At 59.5% G+C, this 18,716-nt stretch carries 1 protein-coding gene (cut by a window edge); it reads left to right on the forward strand.

Annotated features, from left to right (window positions below; all coding sequences use genetic code 11):
- Positions 1 to 18,716: part of a hypothetical protein coding region (locus IWX85_RS16915; protein WP_231379892.1), annotated on the forward strand (this coding region is incomplete at its 3' end). Its footprint begins 12,084 nt before the window's first position; the window shows 18,716 of its 30,800 annotated nt.

An 18,716-nucleotide genomic window follows, 5' to 3' on the forward strand; every position in this document is an offset into this window, starting at 1 on the left:
ACGTCGGGACAACAGGACGCACAGGCAGCCGCTGGAGGATATTCCAAGCTCTCCGGAACGTATTACTTCAACCCCACCACGGGGCAATACACCACTGGCTTGTTGCAGGGCAAGTCTGCCGATTACAGCAATAACCAGATCAACTGGGCCGCCCAGGGTGTGTCAGCTCCATCGGTCAACGCTGACTTTGGTAGCCTGAGCGATGCGCAGAAACTGGCGGTAGCACGCCAACTGGGCTACAACGTAGAACCGAAATACCAGTTCACGAAGAACCCATTGTCCGCAGGGTATGTGCCGGACGTACCAGACAACCAGCGCAGCACCTTTGGGGTTTATTATTTCAACGCTTCCGCCACTTGGGGCGTCAAGGATGGTGCCCCAGCGGCCAATGCAAATCTCAGCCAGCTGACCATCAACCAGAAAATAGATGCCGCCAAGTATCTGGGTTACTTTCCGGAATACGACGTTGCCTCAGTCAACTGGGGTGTGGTCGCTGCGCCAGATGCCGACACGACATTTGACAAGTTGACACCAGCCCAGAAAGAGGCCGTTGCCAACACCTTGAAATTCAGCACAACCGTCGCGGGTTACTACTTCAGCAACTTCAGTGCCGTGCCAGAAAAGCGCATTGTCACCAACTTCACGCAAGGGGTAGTCACCGACTACAAAAACGCGGACATTTATTGGGGTTCTGCGGGAGCACCAGGCGCAGAGACAGCATTTGCCTCACTGTCTGCCGCCCAGAAGAAGCAGGTCGCCTTCGCCCTGGGGTATGAGATTTTCGACGGCACCAGCTTCTACAAAGCCGACGCGGCCTCTGGCCAACAAATGGTCAAGGGCTTCCACATGGCCGGCCAAATCGACTACAGCCGCATTGACTGGGGTGGTCCGGGTGCGCCGATGCAAGCCAGTGGCACGGTCAGCGAATTTGCATCTTTCGAAGACCTGACCCTTGCCCAGCGTACTTTGGTGGCAGAAGGCTTGGGCTACAACTTGTACGGACAACAGGTTTTTTACAATCCGGCAGCGACCGTGGCGCAAGGTCAAATTCGCACGGCTTTCACCGAAGGAGCAACCGCAGACTACACCGTAGCGGGCGTGCAGTGGGCAGATGCTGGCAAGCCGGCGCCTGCCACAGCTTTTGCAGACCTGACGTTGGCACAACAAGACAAAGTGCTGTCCAAGCTCGGCTACAGCCGTTTTGATGGACAGGTCTGGTTTAAAAGCAGCTCCAACACCTTCAATCTGACATTCACCCAAGGTGAAAATTCGAAAGACGCAAGCACGGGTGAGTACACCCTGGCCACCCGCTACGACTATCGCAATAGCCAGATCGCCTGGAATACTGTCACCGCTCCTGAAGCAGATGCCCAGTTCAGCGGCGACTTGACGCCTGCGCAAATTGCAGCCCACAAAACCGTGCTCACACCCGCACAGCAGTTCCGGGTGTTGGAGCAAACCGGGTTTGCGTGGAACAAGAACGAGGTCTACTTCAAGGCCAACCCCGATACATTGCTTAAACAACAAGCGGTGATGAACGGCTTCACTGAAGGCCTGCACTACAGCAACGCGACGCTGCCGAACGGGAAAGAAAACCGCTGGGTCGTGAGCGATGGCAGCAAGACCTACGTGGTGTATGCCTACGACGCCGAGAAAGACGGAGTCATCGACAGTTTCAAGATCCAGGAAAAACACGAACTCCTTGGACAGCGTGGCTACGGTTTCTTGTTGACCGGCACCATTACCACCCTGGACGCCAACCAGGGTCTGACCGTGACCGGCGCCAAAGACGTCATCATTCGCGGCAACCTGAACCTCCTGGGGGACAACGCCAATTTGGTACTGCAGTCCGATCGTTGGATTTACATGGAGGGCACCGCCCGCGTCGCTGGCAACATCAGCTTGTACGGTGGTGTCAAGCTGGACGGAACCAATCCCGCGGGCATGCCTTCGGGTGGTGCCAATGCACAGGGCGTCAGTGTGTACACCCACGCAACTGCTTTCTTGAAGACACTCAATGCCGGAACCCAGATCAAGATCTGGGGTGGCCAAGACGTAGAACTCAACGGTGCCACGATAGCCGGCGGAAATTTTGCCGATGCAACGATCGATGTACGGGCCGGACAGCAGATTCTGGTGAATACAGGGCTGCAAGCCACCAAGTCAGTGACCCTGACCACCACCGCAACGCCGGGTTCAGACGACGATGGTGTGGCCGTTCGCCTCACCACTGCGTCCGGTTTGACCGCTACAGGCATCACTTCGAATAACAGCGGGGGTCTGGTAAAAATCGATGCCAAGGGGCATGTCGAGGCCATTGGCATGGTGCTTTCGGGCGGCAGTGTCACGCAGGTCTATGACGCAGGTCGCCTGGTGTCGGAAACCATCAACTACTCCAGCGAGTTGTCCAGCGTGGACATCAAGGCCACAGGCCAGTTGTACCTGGGTGGTCAAACCCTCACCCAATCGGGTGAGAGTGTGGAAATTGGCGGCACCATCCGTGCCAACCAGCTTGTCAAACTGCAGGGCGGCAGTGGCCGCAATGGCGACGGTATTGGCCTGAAGATGCCCGGAGGCGCGCGCGTTGCCACGAGCAATGCGGCGGGTGAAATCATCATTGATGCAGCGCAGGATGCTGAGTTGTATGGCGCGCTGGTGGCGGGCGGGCAAGTCCTGGATCACTTGGACAGCCGGGGCAATACCCTGGGCGCGACCACGGTGCATGGCACCGGTGCGTCCAAAATTTCCATCGCAGCCTCCAAGCAAATTCGCCTGGGACGCGACTTGTATGCAGGTAGCCTTATTGACCTGCGCGGCGGAACCACCTCCGCCAACAGCAACCGCGCTTACGCCGATCAGGGTGTTGTGCTGCTGAGCACCGTTCACCTGAAAACTGGTTTGGACAACAGTGCCATCAACCTGAGCTCAAGCGGCAACCTGACGGTTCTGGCGCCAGCCTGGAACAAGCAAATACTGGCCGATAGTTTTGCAGAGTTTGCGGCCGGTGACCTGAGCGCCGATGTGGCGCTGACCCTCGAAATCAGCCTGGGCACCTACACCCTGCGCGCGACCGTGCAAGTTCCCAAGAGTGTCACTATTGGCAATACGGGTCTGGGTAGTTTGCGCGATGACATGAACGCTGCTCTGTATGCAGCGCAGTTCACCGTGGTGCAAACCAGTGGTGCTTCGGGCGCACCGGCACTCAATACGCAACAAACCATCGATGTGGCCAAACTGGAGTTCAGTCTGGTCGATGGCCGTCTGCTGTTGACCAGCAATTACGATTTCAGCTTGTTGGCAACAGGCTCTGCAGGGGCGAGCCGCTTGGGCTTTACCCAGATCGCCAGCCCCGGCAGCCGGGCCGACGGTGTGCGCGAATATGCAGTGGACGCCAGCAAGCAAGGCTCTGTAGTCAACCTTGGAAAAGCGGGCGCAACGGGCGGAAAAATCAGCCTCAACAACTGGGTGGTGGGCCACTCGGCGGTTAACCTGAATGCGGGTATTGCCAGCGACGGCGGACAGGACCTCGATTTGGGTGTGCTGGGCGTGATCGAAACCCGCAGCGGGAACATCGTGCTCAACCCCGCAGGCACCAGTGCCTTGTATGGCCGCCTGATAGCCGCCGGTACCAATGCTGACGTCATCATCACAGCCCGCAATACGCTAGACATCTATGGCAAGATCACGGTAAGCCGGGACATCATTGTCCGTGCGGGAACCAACGTCGTGTCGGGTCAGGTCAGCCTGCAGACCCACGCCAGCAGCAGCTTCAGCTCGACGGGCGTCAGCGGCCGCATATTGCTGGCCGGCCTGAACGATGTGGTCATCAACAGCTTTGTCGGTGTGGGTAACGCCGGGCTTAGTCTGGTGGACATCACGGCAGAGCGCGGCACCCTCACGCTGGCCAAAGACGGCGGACAAGTCGAAACTGCCGGCCAGATCAATCTCAAAGGCAACAACGTGGTGCTCCAGGGCGTGGTCACGAGTACCCGCGCCACGGCATCCCTGTTGGACTACGAAGTCCAGGTCACAGCGGCCAACTACCTGTCCATGTCGGGCGAAATGGTCCTTGCCGGGTCACTGCAGATGAAGGCTGGCGGCAACCTGGACATGTTCAACACCACCATCAAGACCAACCAGCTTGGTCAGCGCATGTGGGTGCAGTCAGGCGGCTATTTGAACTTGGGCAACGTCAGCCCTGTGGCAGGCGACACCAGCGCGCGTGCGGTTCAGTTGCAAGCCGACACCGCGCTGGACATCAAGGCCGGCGGCCTGCTAAGCCTGGCCGGTGATGCCAGCCTGTACACCCAGGCCGCCAACAGTGCATTGCGCTTGACCGCAGGCAGCATGCAACTGGCGGGTTCAATACACGCCGGGTTCAACCCGGACGTCAGCGTCACGGTGGCGTCCGGCGCCAACGCCATTCTGGATATGCGTGCCGATCGCGGCATTCTCATCGGCGGCCAACGCGTGGACCTCACCGCCGGCCCAGGTTACGGCAACTTGATCGCAGCTTCTGCGGGCATAAGCGCCAGCGGGTCAGTCTTGATTCAAGCAGGCCAGGAAAGCAATGGCTTTGGTCTCAGCCTGTCAAATACCAGTTCAATTACTACCAACGCAAGCAACAGCCGCATCACCTTGGGTTCTGCTGGAACCATGACCTTGAACGGCGTGGTCAAGGCAGATGGCGCGGGCGCAGAGGCCACGGTGACTTCGGGCTCCCTGCTGGTTGTCAACAACCTGGTCTACGCTGCCAATCAACTGGTTGTCACTGGCGGAAGCCATAGCAGCCGTGTGGGTGTGGTCATCAGTGCCACCGATGCGGGCAACGCCATCGCGGGTGGCGTGCTGGACACGGCACAGGACGGCAGCATCACCTTGAAGGCCAATGACACCATCTTGCTCAACGGCAATGTGGGCACGTCCAGCAGCGGCACCACGCCTGTGAACAAGGTGGGCAACATCACCATTGCTTCTTCCGGCGGCAACGTGACCGCTTTGGGGCTGATTGACGCTTTGTACAGCATCAGCGTCACCGCAAACCAGGTGAACTTGCTGCCTGGCAGCCACGCCTTTGCCACAGGGGCAGATGCCCAGGTGTTCATGCACGCTCGCCAAGCCATGGTGCTCTCGGGAAAAATTGAGCCGCTGCAAAAAGCCATCATTCAGTCCGACACGCTCATTCACCTGCTGTCACCTTTGATCACGGTGGACGGTGTGCTCAAAGTCATTGCCAGTGATGGGCTGATCTTGCTCAACGCAGGCACCCAGATGCAGGTTAGCGGGGAAATAATCTCGGCCGGTGCCGTCCGCATGAGTGCGGGCATCAACGTGCTGTCAAGCCGCGCCACGCTGGAAGGTGTCATAGCCGCCACCAGCCTGAGCGGTGGACGCATCACCATTGTGGGCAAGGGCACGGTCAACGCAGCCGGGGACGTATTCATTCAGGCCGGTGGTGATGTCAATGTCCTGTCGGACGCAACGGTTGGCGCGGGGGACAGCACCCTGCAGAGCCGCTTTGTACGCGTGGGCACCGAAACCGTGGTCGAAGTTACCGGAACGAAAGAAGTAGCCGCCGGAACTTTCACCACATATGTGGATTCTTGGAGCAACTTCACCAAAATTCAGCAACTCGGAACCCAGCTGGTCCAGACTGGCAGCACTTCCACCAGCATGAAGGTCACGCTCACGCAAACCGGGTACTACAACCCCAATGCGCCTGTGGGCATGAAGGCCCGGGAGTTCTTTATCGAAGGGGTGGACTACTTCAACAGCGCAGTCGACTGGAGCAAGGCAGGCACCGATGCCAATCCTGACCAGGGTGCAGAATCGGTCACCGGGGACTACAAGTCCAGTGCGTACAAGGCCTTTACCCAGCTCAGCAGCGCCCAGCGCCAGGCGGTGTTGAATAAGTTGGGCTACATGCCTTTGTTCAAGTTGAGCTACAGCAGTGGTTCAGTGGATGCATCCGAGTCGCTGACTGGCGTTTACCAGGCCAGCCAGGCCGACATGATCAAGGTCACCCGTACCACCAACGGCACCACCAAGCAAAACGTGGAAGCGGCGAATTGGAAACAGAACACCAGCAATGTTTACCACGTCGATGTGGCAGGCTGGAAAGACAAATACGTAGAAATGCGCGAAGGGGCACAAAACGACATCTTGCGGCTGGTTTCGGAATTTGAAGCCCGGTACCTCACGGGTGACGCCAATATGTCGGGTTCCGACAACGCCGGTAATTGGGTGACGGCAGGTGAATTCACCCTTCCCGCGAAATTTGTCAAAGAGGGCTCGCCGGACAAACCCAGTTTTGTCCAGGGTGTGGGCCAGGACTATGTGAATGCAGCCATTCGCTGGACCGACTACAACACAACAGCGCCAGCCGACAATGCAACCTACGCCAGCCTGAGCGTGGTCCAAAAAATTGCAGTTGCCATGCAATTGGGCTACAGCGGCACCGGCATGGGTGAGTTTGTAGGCCAGTACAAAGACGTCAGCAATGTGTTCTACCAACAGCAGGGTTCACGCACCACGCAGGACGACGCGCGCGCTCAACTCACCAGCAAAGTTGGTGCAGGCACCGCATTTGCTAGCACACAGGACTACGGCGCCGCCGTTTGGGCTGCCAGCTACAAGCCTGAAACTGGCACACGCTACTTCAACATGGCGGACAAGACCACCGGGGACAACCTGGACTTTAGTCGCGACTTTGACCCCAGTTGGGCATGGGCTCCAGCACTTCCCTCGGTGACCGGCAATCCGGCCGTGAATGGAAGCTATACCAACAATGCCAAAGAAGGCGGGAGCTTTACTTCCAACGTCAAGGCAGACCCTCGGTACTTTGACGCCCTGCGGCTTGACACCCTTTCCTTGACCCAAACCGCGGTGAATGCCCGCAGCAACCAAAACGCGTTTGACTACAGTTTTTGGACGGCTTGGGTGGACAAAGGTATTTGGGCTGATATCAACAGCTACTCCTACGCGTCGTGGGGCTGGGATGACTATCGCAACCACACCCCCCGTTACGGCAACGATGTACCCCGCGCGTACGACTTTACGGACACGCACCAAAATCCAGTAACCGGCCAAACAATCGCTGGCCATACTGAGGTGCAGACCATGTCTAGAACTGATCCAGCGCCGGTTTTTGAGCGCGATGACAAAGAGTACTCTGTACGCTACCGCGACCAGTACTACGTCAACATGAAGGAGACCTTCTATGACTACACCCAAAACTGGATTTCGGCGTGGCATGACATTCGGGACCAGCGCGTTCAGGTCAGCTATGAGCTGACCACGCAAGCCCAAAAGAAATTTGACTACCGCCCGGTGTGGGGCGAGGTCACTACCCGCCAACTGACCCAGGTGCCCGAGGTGCATACCCTGTGGATCACTGAGCAAACAACCACCACCACCGTGCGCGAGGTCAGGACGGAGGGCACCCAAGCCATTGACATTCGTGGAGCCGACTTTGCGGGCGAGTCCATCAAAGGCCGCAACGTCAGTATTTCTGCGGGTGGCAACAGCCGCATCAGCGGGTGGGTGGTGTCTGACCTGACGCTGTCCGTGGCCAGCGGCGGCAACCTGGAAGTCAGCGGGCGCACGTTTACGCAAAGTGGGCAGGTCGGCCAGTCGCAATCGCTTTTGAAAGCTGGCAGCACCTTGACACTGGATGCCAAGGGTGGCGACTTGACGCTTGCGTCCTCTGCCTTGGCCACAGGGCAAAACCTGGATTTGCGTGCTGCACGCAACGCCAGCCTGTCAGGCCAAATCGGCGCCGTCACGCCCCTGAATTCCATCACATCGACCAATGCCACCGGCACCGCCTACAGCACCGACACCATCCGTGTCACGGCAGGCAGCAATGTCAGCCTGCACACGGACAGTGGCGCGGTGCTCAAGGCCACGATGGTGGCCTCCAGCTCGGTGTGGATCAGTGCGGGCGATGTGTCCAAATCTGCCAGCCAGGACGGCAGCTTCACGGCTACTGCGAACACCAGCATTGTGGTGAGCGGCAGCACCAGCGCAGCGGGCCGTGCCGAGATCGAAATTGGCACGGGCACGTATGGTGGGTCCATCAACCTGACCAGTGCCTTGCTGTCGGCCACCCATGCAAGCGGCGATATCAGGCTCACCGCGACCGAGGGGCGCGTCACGCAAAGCGGTGGTCTGATTCAGACCACCAGCTTGGCTGCGACTTCAGACAACGGCTTGGTGCTCAACACCCGGCTCGCCAGTGTCAGCCTGGCCTTGACGGGCTCGGGCGACATCAGCCTGGTCAATGCCGGTGACCTGAACCTGCAGTCGGTGCAGGTGGCTGATGGCGCGATCAGTGTCGTTGCACAAGGCGCCATAACAGCCACCCGTGTCAAGGCACTGGGCAGCAGCGACCGCAATGACATCAGCCTGAGCGCCATCGCCCAAACCACGGGCACTACCCGCGTGGCCAATACCAACATCACCGTGGTCGACATCAGCAGCGCAGACCGTGGGGACGTGACCCTGGTCGCGCAGGGTACGGTCAAACGCAGCGCGGTGGGCAGTACGGCCATCGTGGCAGACGTCATGACTGTCCAGTCCGACGCCATCATTGCCCTTGGGGACAATGCGGTAGAGATCAATACCCAGGTGCGTGGTTTGCAGGTTCAAACGCAGCGGGCAGGCAGTGTGCTGGTCAGCCAGGGCGACCGTACTTTGGTGCTGGATGCCACGCACATCACCAATGGCGCATTGGCGTTGGTCGCGGCCGGGCACGTGGACCTGGCCGATGTGCAGCTGTTGACCAACGCAGCAGGCAATAACGTCACCGTAACGGCAACTGGCGATGTGTTGGTGCGTTCCGTGATTGCCGGTGTGTACCTTGAGGCCAACAAGCTTGTCGGGGGTGTGGCCGTGGCCCAGGTCAGCTCTGTGGGCAATGTGTCGCTGACCTCCACCACCGGGGCCATTCGCGAAAGCCAGGACGATGCGGGCGTGGATGTGGTCGCCGCCAAACTGACCCTGCGTGCCGCCACCGGCATTACGGGACTGGAAGTCGCCATCAACACGCTGGACGCGCAAACCACCGCCGGCAACCTGGCCATCAGCGATGTCGATGGTTTGTACGAAGGCAACCTCGGCCTGGTGGTCGAGCGGGCACAAACCACAACAGCTGGTGGGACCGAGTTGCGCGTGCAGGCGCAAAACAACCTGTCCGTGTTGGGTACCGCCGCAGTGGCGGGTGGCAGCCTGAACCTGCGCAGTGTGGCGGGCGATTTGTCCGTCCAAAATCCGAGCAGCGGAGACTCGTTGGACTACGCCACAGGCGTGAGCTTTGTCGCAGGCGGCATGGTGGACCTGTACCGGTTCTTCAATGCCAGCGACCGCATGGAATACCGGGCGGGCACACGCTTCCAGTTTGGCACCACCAATGCCAACAAATCGGTGGTGTTGCCAAGCAACATCGCCTCCAACACCATCATCATCGAAAGTGGTGATGTGGTGTCCATTGCCGGCACCCTGACTGCGCGGGACCGGCTGGAGCTGGTGTCCGCCAAAGACGTGTTTGTGAATGGCAACATTCTCGCCATGGCCGGCAGTTCGGCCATCGGTGAGGTTGTGATCACGGCGCGGGGACAGGGTACTGTCACGGCCTTTTTGGATGTCAACAAGACTGGAACCGGCGGTACCTATACGGCGCGCGATACCGGCTTCATCAATATCAAAACACCGTCGTTCCAGGCCACCAACTTTGAACTGCGGGCGACCAAAGACATCTTCGTTGGTTTGTCCAGCAACTGGACGTTGAGCGGTTTTGTGGGTGGCTTGTCGGGTTACGACAAGGCACAAAACATTGAGCTGGACATCGCAGGCACACTCACGGTCAAGGGCGGCATCGTAGGCGCCAGCCAAAACATCAAAGTGCAGGCGTCCAGCATCACGGCCGACGGCGCGTCGGTGTTCATCGCTGACGATCTGAATGTCAAGGCCAGCAACGCCATTCAACTCAACACCCTGGTGGAATCCTTGACGGTGGAGTCCACCACGTCTGGCAGCATCCGCATCAGCGAAGCCACCGGCCTTTACGTGAACTCGGCCAAAGCCCAGTCGGGCGCGATTTCCATTGACGCGGGCGGACCTCTGTGGGTGCGCAACGTGGCGATTGACGCAGACACCAGTGGCAACAACATCGGCCTGAAAGCCAGCGGCAATCTGTATGTGGACCGGGTTGAAACCGCGGTAGCGTCGGGTGCACAAAAGGTCAATGGCATCATCACGCTCGATTCGGCGGGTACCATTTATGAGTTGCCGGCGTTGGCCTACCCGAGCGACATCAATGGCGCGACCAGCAACACGCCGTACGTCAGCAATTGGAAAAACCTGTTTGCCGGGGCCAACCCGGAAGCCAACCCCACACCGTTGATTGGCGTCAACCTGGCCAACTACGACAACCGCGACGCGGACGTTTGGGGCCAGAGCGTAGTGCTGCGCGGCACCGTGGGTGGCACTGCCAAGGTGCTGATCAGCGCAGACGATGTGGGTGGCAACACGTCCATCGAGATCCGCACCACGGCCAGCTCCGTGCTTACCGATGCCTCGCCCGGCGTGACGTACAAACTAACCACGCTCAATGCCAGCAACGTCAGTGTTCCGGACGGCGCATACGTTGAAATCACTCCCAGCACCCTGGTCAACGCAGGCATCAGTGCGGCCCAGGTGAGCCGTCTGACCTTTGGCAACTACACCCCTGAGGCGGGCACGTTGATCAGTGCAACGGTCAACGCCAATGCGGTGTCGGTCCAAGTAGGCGATACGGTCAACGCAGTAGTCGTGACTGCTGACTGGAACAGCCTGCTGACCGCACTGGCGTTCAAGCTGGAAGCGCTGAGCGACATCGTGGCGGCGGTGGCCAGTGGCACGGCCCAGACGGTGACGCTGACAGGTGCGATGAACGCGGCGTTCGCGGTCACCAACCTGCTGGTTGGAACGCAAACCGCACAGACCCTGGTCGGTGCCGTGGCAAGCGACGGAAGCCGCCCCACGGTCTTGGCGGGGAATGAGGCCAAACAAGTCAGCTATTTTGAGTTTACCGGTGCGAATCCGTTGGCAGAAACGTATTATGCGGTGGTCATCAACGGCACCAGCGTACAGATCGACTCGGGCAGCAGCCCCACTTGGAATACGGTGCTTACGGCACTCAATGCCGCTATCGTCGCCAAGAGTCTGCCTGTCACCGGTGCGATTGTGGGCGGGGCAAACGGCAACCGCTTGACCCTGACTGCCAGCGCCTTCAATACCGAGTTCACCATCGATGCCGTGGCGGTGACAGCCAAGGGCTTGGTCAACGACAGTGCATATGCCACGCCGGTGCAAATCGCCGCCGCGAGCCTGCCACAAAAGAACGTGGTGGCCTTCTATGGTGCTTTTGATACCAGCGCCATCTACAACGTCACGCTCGATGGCACCACGTACAAGGTGTTTGGCAGTGGCTTGACGCCTGCGGACGTGGGCACCGCGCCTGCCAGCGCCGTGACCACGGCCAATGCGGTTGGAACCAAACAGGTCAGCACGGTGACCTTCAACACCGACAACTCGCCGCTGCAGGGTTACACCTACAGCGTCACCGTGGGCAGCACGGTGCACTCCGTCACCGCAGGCGCAGGCGCCACATGGACCACCGTGCTGAATGCGCTGGATACTGCGATTGAAGGCAATGCAGACATCGGCTCTGGCAATGTTGCAGTGGATGTCGATAACCGCAAACTGACCCTGACCGCCAAAACGGCTGGAACGCCGTTCACCGTGGCCGCTGTGTCAGTCAAGCATGCCACCGCCAGTGACTGGGCTGCTTTGGGCTCGGTGCTGGACGGGCAAATTGAGTCGGCCGGCTTTGCCGTGAACTCGTCGGTCAGCCAGCAACTCACCATCAGCAAAGGCAATAACGTCTCCTTTGCGCTCAGTGACGTCAAGGTAACTGCCAGTGACGGAGCCACTGAAAAGGCAGGCTACTACGTCAACAAGCACAACTTTGCTACCCCCACGCAAGTCCACTCTGGTGGCGCATCGCAGGTCAGTGAAGTGCAATTCATGGGCAGTTTGGATTCCACTGCAACATACCAAATCGTTTTGGGCGGCAAACTGTTTGAAGTTGCCGCTGCGGGCTTGCCATGGGCGGGTGGGACGGGTGTGCTGGACGCTCTGAAAGGACAGATCGAAGGGAGCACCACCAACAGCATCTCGGACGGTTATTCGGTGACGGTGGTGCAAGCCAGCGGCCAGAATGCGCTCCTGATCAGTAATAAGTTAAATACCCCATTCACGCTCTCCAGTGTTACGGTGGGTGCTATTAATTTAGTAGCACAAGAAACCACTGTCGTCGCGGGTGAATACCGCACAGAGGTGCATGACGTCCGGTTTGACGCCACCAATGTGCCGGTCGTTGCCGGCCAGCGCTACTACATCACGATTGGCAGCACACCGTTCATGGTGACGGCTGTGTCAGGGGATGACCTGGCGGCGGTACTGGGCAAGTTCAAAGACGCCATTAACCTCGTTGGTTCAGGTCTTGCTGTGACCGCATCGGTGGTTCCGGGGGTTTTCACGCTTACGGCAGATGTGAGAAATGCCGCGTTCACCGTCAGCAACGTCAAGGTCGAGGCTGATGTTTTCAGCCTGTCGCCAGGCGCAGTCAGCGGCAAGACTACCGCGACCGCCGGCACCGCAGTGCAGCAGCAAAACGCCGTGCAATTTACAGGCACGCCATCGAGCGACTACAACTACGTCATCACCATCGACGGCACCAGGTACCAGGCCAAGCCGGGGACTACGTTGGGCGTGGGCGCGGACTGGGCCACCATTCTGGACAGCCTGAAAACACAAATTGGCAGCGGGTCTCAAGCCACTGCGTCCGTATCCGGTGAGGTGATTACGGTCACGGCGCGCACAGCCAATGCGGCGTACGACCTGCAGGCTGTGCAGGAAAATGGTGCGCTGATCAACGCCAGCACCATTACCAAGACGGGCGACTACGTCGTCATCCTGCCGACCCGTGCAGCAGGTGACTTCCTGCTGTCGGCCACCATGAGTTTGACCGTGGTGTCCTTGGAAACGCGCGTGGGCGACAAACTAACCCTGACGGCCGGTGCAGGTAACCTGGTGGTGGTTGACGCCTTGAACGTGGGGCAGGCTACAGGCGGCAACGTAACCCTGAGCGCGACGGCGGGCGGCATTGCCTTGGGCGGCAAAATTACTGCTGACATGGTGACCTTGACTGCACGGGACAACCTGTCTCTGACCTCGCAGATCAACAACCTGACGGTTGACATGACGGGCGCCGGCAACCTGGCCGTGAACCAGACCGGAGACATTACGCTGGCGGACATCGACATGGCCGGCGGCAACCTGACGGTGGTAGCAACTGGCGATGTGACCCTCACCAAGCTGACCGGAACTGTGGGCATCATCACCATCCAGACCACGGGCAAAGTGACCTTCGGCGCAGGCTTTACCGCCACATCGGGGCAGTTGAACATTGTGGCGGGGGGTACTGTCACGGGTATTGGTGGCGCTGCAGGTGCCATCAAGACCAGCAGCCTGAGCGTGACCACCAGTGGCGTGGTCAACCTTGCCAACACCGGCGCGCTGACCGTCACCAATCTGGTGACCGGTGGTGCCGCCATGACGCTGGCCAGTGCCGGCGCATTGACGCTGGACAGCAGCCTGACCCTCACGGGCAGTGCGGTCCTGAACCTGTCCACCAGCCTTGGCTCCATCACCCTGAACCAGGGCATTACCAGTGGCACGGGCGCGGTGACGCTCAATGCCGCCAATGGCATGGTTTTGGGTGCGCAAGGGGATATCACGTCCGCGAGTGGCGCGGTGTTGCTCGATGCCGGGACCGGCGCTATGGCCATGACCGACCTGACGGTCATCAACGCCGGTGCGGGCACCATTGCGCTGGACGCCGATGGCGCCATTGCTCTGGGCAAACTGCGCAGCACCAGCACGGCAGACCTGAACATCCGCAGTGGCGGTGTGGTGGACGCGGGTGAGGGCGGTACCGACATCATCGCCACCGGTGCAAAACTGGTGATCGAGTCCAGCGGCGGCATTGGTCAGGCCGGCAATGCCCTGGAGACCCAGGTTGCGAGTCTGGACCTGCGAACCACGGGCATCAGCGGCGACATCAACATTGAAGAGGTTGACGCAGTGGTCATCAGCCGCATCCAGCAGACCAACAGCAGCGCCACGGGGTCGGTGAAGATCAGCACGCTCAACGGGGCCATTACCGTTGCCAATACAGGCATTCAGACCAAAACCGGGCAAGTCACACTGTATGCCGGTGGCCTGGGCGGTGCCTTCAAGCTGAATGCAGACATCAAGACCACGGGTGGCGGCGTTGCGGCCACAGCGGAAGATGGCAACATCACGCTGGCAGCGGGTATACGGGTAACCGGTACAGGCGACATCATCCTCAAGGCTCCCAAGGGGTCTTTGGTCAACGACCCGGCTTTTGTGGGCTGGCGAACCTCAGGGCTTGGCTTCGATGCTGAAATCGACTGGGCCATGCGACAAGGCAAGTTTGTCACTGACGCCGCCACCGGTGCCGTGACGACGACGCGTGTGCAAAGCTATGAAACTGCCGTGGGGCACATCAACAACAACCAGACGCTGCGTTCGGCCGGCGGCACCTTCCTACAGACCACCGACGGTGGCATGGTCATTGCCGTGCGGGATGAAGTGGGGGCAACGTATGGCAGCTTCCTTTACAGCCCACTGGCAATCGTGATCGATGCGAACACGCTCACGGTCAGCAGCAGCGAGCGCAAGAATGTCTCCATCATCGTGACAGGCGATGTGAACGTGATAGCCACCACCACCACCGCAGGCGCCAAAGGCGGAAGTACCGAAGTCAGCAGCCTGACCGGCGCACAAACGGTTTCTGCCCCGGTAGATGCCGCTGGTCAAGATATCAGCCTGAATGCGGATACTTTGAATCTGGCAGCGACCTTGCGCAGCGCTGGCGCCTTGCTCACCATCACCCCGCTGGACCCTTACCGCGCCATTTTGCTGGGCGACTTGCAAGCGGGTTCTGCTTTGAGTTCAGTGAGCTTGCTGCAGCTTGACATGACTGCGCTGTCCAAATTACAAGACGGTTTCCGCCAGATTGTGGTGGGCAGCTACAACAGCGGCAGTTCCATCTACATTGGTGACGCGGCATCGTCCGCCAGCACCATTTCATTCCAGGACACGCTGGTGCTGCGTAACCCCGTGCTGGGTGGGCACATCTATGTGAACCAGAACCTGGTGTTGGGTGCAAACTCCTCACTGATCATTGAGGGCTCAGGTCACACGACCACCTATTCTGCAAACGTTACCGCTGCCGATGATATTTTTGTGAGTGACTCGGTGTTGATCAACGGGTCCAACATCAAGCTCACAGCCGGAACCGATGGCACCGGCAATATCACACTGGGTACCAGCTTGGGGCATTTCCTGGATGGCAACAGTACCAATCCCCTCGACAGTCTTATTCTGGAGGCACCGGGCAACATCATTGTTCAAGGCCGCGTGGGCGCAGTTGACCCGCTGTCCAGCTTGATAATTCAAGGCGTGTTGGTTAACGGCACCCTCAATACCCCGGATAACGTGACTTTTTCCAGCCAAGTGGACATGGCGGGTGACTTGATCATTTATGCCTCGGGCACCGTCACCTTCACTGACGCAGTGACGCTGACCAATGGAGGCAGCCTGCGCATTTATGGCGCCAACCAAGTCACGTTCGCGAAGGGCGTGAATCTGACAGGTGGGGGCGAATTGTTTGTTGAATCCAACGAAATCAGCTTCAACGGCGGAAACGAATCCGTGATTGGCACCGGCGTCATGACCTTGCGCCCCACCGATACCACCTTTGGCATCGAATTGGGGACCCCGCCTCTGAGCATGACGGCCAATGTACTGAACATTGACAACTCCGAAATTCAGGCTTTTGCGGACGGGTTTACCAAAATTGTGCTGGGCCACGAATCAGGTGGCCATGCCACGGCCACCGGCACCGTGCGCGTTGGTGCGATCAACATCCAGGACCAACCGACTTTGCGTGACGCTTTGGAGGTCTACGGCGGGTCCATCATCATCGAGGATTATTCCAACTCGGCATACACCTTGATGATTGACGGCAGCATCAAGCTTGATGCGGTCAACAACATTGACATTCGCAATGCCATGGATGCGCGTGACATCATGTCTGCTGCGGCCCGCAACATCGTGCTGTATTCCGCCAACGGCCGCATCACCCAGACGGACAGTGCGGGCGATGGTCAAAACAGCGAGCCTTTACGCGCCGCCGACTTGAACGTGCGGGCCGCCACAGGCATCAACCTGGGCTTCACCGAAGTCACCACACTGACGGTGCTCAACACCACCTCGGGTGACATCACCGTGTCCGAGACCGCTGCAGGTGGCGATATTTCTGTGACCAGCCTGCGTCAGGACAACGGTTCTGGCAACGGTGCATTGAGTCTGACCGCAAGGTCAGGGGCCATCACCCTGTTGGCGTCAGGCACAGGCGTGGTGAATGCCGGGACGGGCGACATCACGTTGACCGCGCAAGGTACCTCCAAGCAAATCGTGGTGAACGACGTGGTCAGCAGCACGGCTGGCCAAATCACGCTGACGGCAACGGGTGCCATCACCAATACGGACGATGCAAGCACGGGCGGTAATGCACTGGACGGCACCGTCACCACCACCGGTGGCGTGATCAAGCTCGATTCAAGCACGGCAAGCGTCAACATTGGCGGTAACCTGACTTCCGCAGGCGGGCTGATCGACATTCATGCCGCCACGTTTATCAGCATGACCGATGGCAAGAAAGTCACGTCGCTCAATGCAGGCAATACCGGCCAGGTCAAGATGCTGGCCGATACGGGCAACATCAGTGTCAGCATCATCGAAGCCAATGGCGTGGTCAGCCTGACCGCCACGGCGGGCAGCATCACCGACAACCTCACGGGCACTGGCAACAACATTGATGGCGACACGGCGGCGCTGAGTTTCAGCGCGGCCACCGGCATCGGTGCCAGTGCCACGCCGCTGTACACCCGCGTGGCATCCATTGCGGCCACCAACATCACCAGTGGCGGCCTCTTCATTCGTGAAGCCACCGCGTTGACGCTCAATGCGATCAGCCTGGCAGGTACGGGTGGCAACATGGTGGTGGTCACCACCAATGGCGCCTTGACTTTGTCTGGAACCGTCAATGCGACGGGGGCCACCGGCAACATCTTGCTCCAAACCCAAGGCGCAGGCGACCTGACCATTGCCAACAACATCACGACCACCAACGGCAACATCACCCTGATGGGGGTAAACAGCGTGTTGCTGACCGACGGCAATACGTCCAACAACCAGCCGAAGGTTGAAACCAGCGCCAGCGGCAAAACCATTGACGTTCAGGCCAATGCGGCCATCAGCATGGAAGCCGATGCCCAGTTCAAGACCAATGGCGGCAACGTCCGCCTGGAAAGCAAGGCAGGCAACACCGAGGTGGGCATCATTTCTGCAGGTGCCGGCAATGTCAGCATCACCGCCAGCGGCAGCATTCTGGATGCGCAGAGCGGTGACGAAACCACGGCCATTGCCAACGTCACGGCCTCCAGCCTGCGCCTGAGCGCAGGCACCGGCAACATCGGTGCCAGCGGTAATTTGTTTGACACCGTGGTCACCACGCTGGCCTTTGACGTGGCCAGTGGCAGTGCTTTCCTGAAAGAAAGCGATTCCCTGATCGTGGCCAGCGTGGCTGCGATCGCCGCACGGGTAAACCGCGTGGACAACATGGGCGCGACAGCCAATCAGGACGACACGGGAGCCTTGAGCGGCCTGACTGCGGGTGGCAACGGCGCCATCGTGCTGGTTGCGGGTGGCAACACCCTCGTCAGCAACGCGATTACGGCCACGGGAAGCGGCAATGTTCTGCTCAGCGCGGCGGGTACTTTGGCCCTCAACGCAGCCCTCGATGCAGGCGGCGGCAATGTGAGCGTCATCAGCAGCGGGGCAATGAGCCTGGCCGCTGCGGGTGACATCAGCACCACGGCTGGCACGGTGGAACTGGATTCCGGCAGCAGCCTCACTATGGCGGACGGCGCAGTCATCCAGACCGGTGGCATGGGCACAACCAGCGGCAACATCCGACTTAAAGCGGCAAACGACATCACCGTGGGTCAACTCGACGCACGCCTGGCTTCGGACCGCAGCGGCTCAACGCTGACCAGTCAAGCCAATTGGGGCTCGGTCAGCATCGTCAGCACGGGCGGCAGCATTCTGGACAATGCCAACACCACTGTTGACGTCTACGCCAGGGAACTGCGCCTGAACGCCAACCTGACAAACGGTGGCATCGGCCAGAACACCAATGCGCTGGAAACCGAAGTCGCCACCGTCAGCGCCAGCACCGGCAGCGCCGGGCTGTACCTGACGGAAGCTACCGACTTGAGCATTGGTCAAACGGCGGCCGTGACCGTTAACCGCGTGGGCACAGACGGTGCCATGTCGGGCATGGTGCAAACCGATGCACTGCAAGACAACTTGTCCAGCGCTGGCAACCTGATCGTGGTCATCGCCGCAGGCAGTCTCACCACGCAAGCCGCAGGCGGGGCCATCAACGCGGCGGGCAACCTGCTGGTACAAGCGGGTGGCACCACCAGCGACATCACCCTGGGTGCAGCCGTGAACAACAC

It is taken from the genome of Polaromonas sp. CG_9.11 (genome assembly GCF_015752225.1).
In the GTDB taxonomy this organism is placed as follows: domain Bacteria; phylum Pseudomonadota; class Gammaproteobacteria; order Burkholderiales; family Burkholderiaceae_C; genus Polaromonas.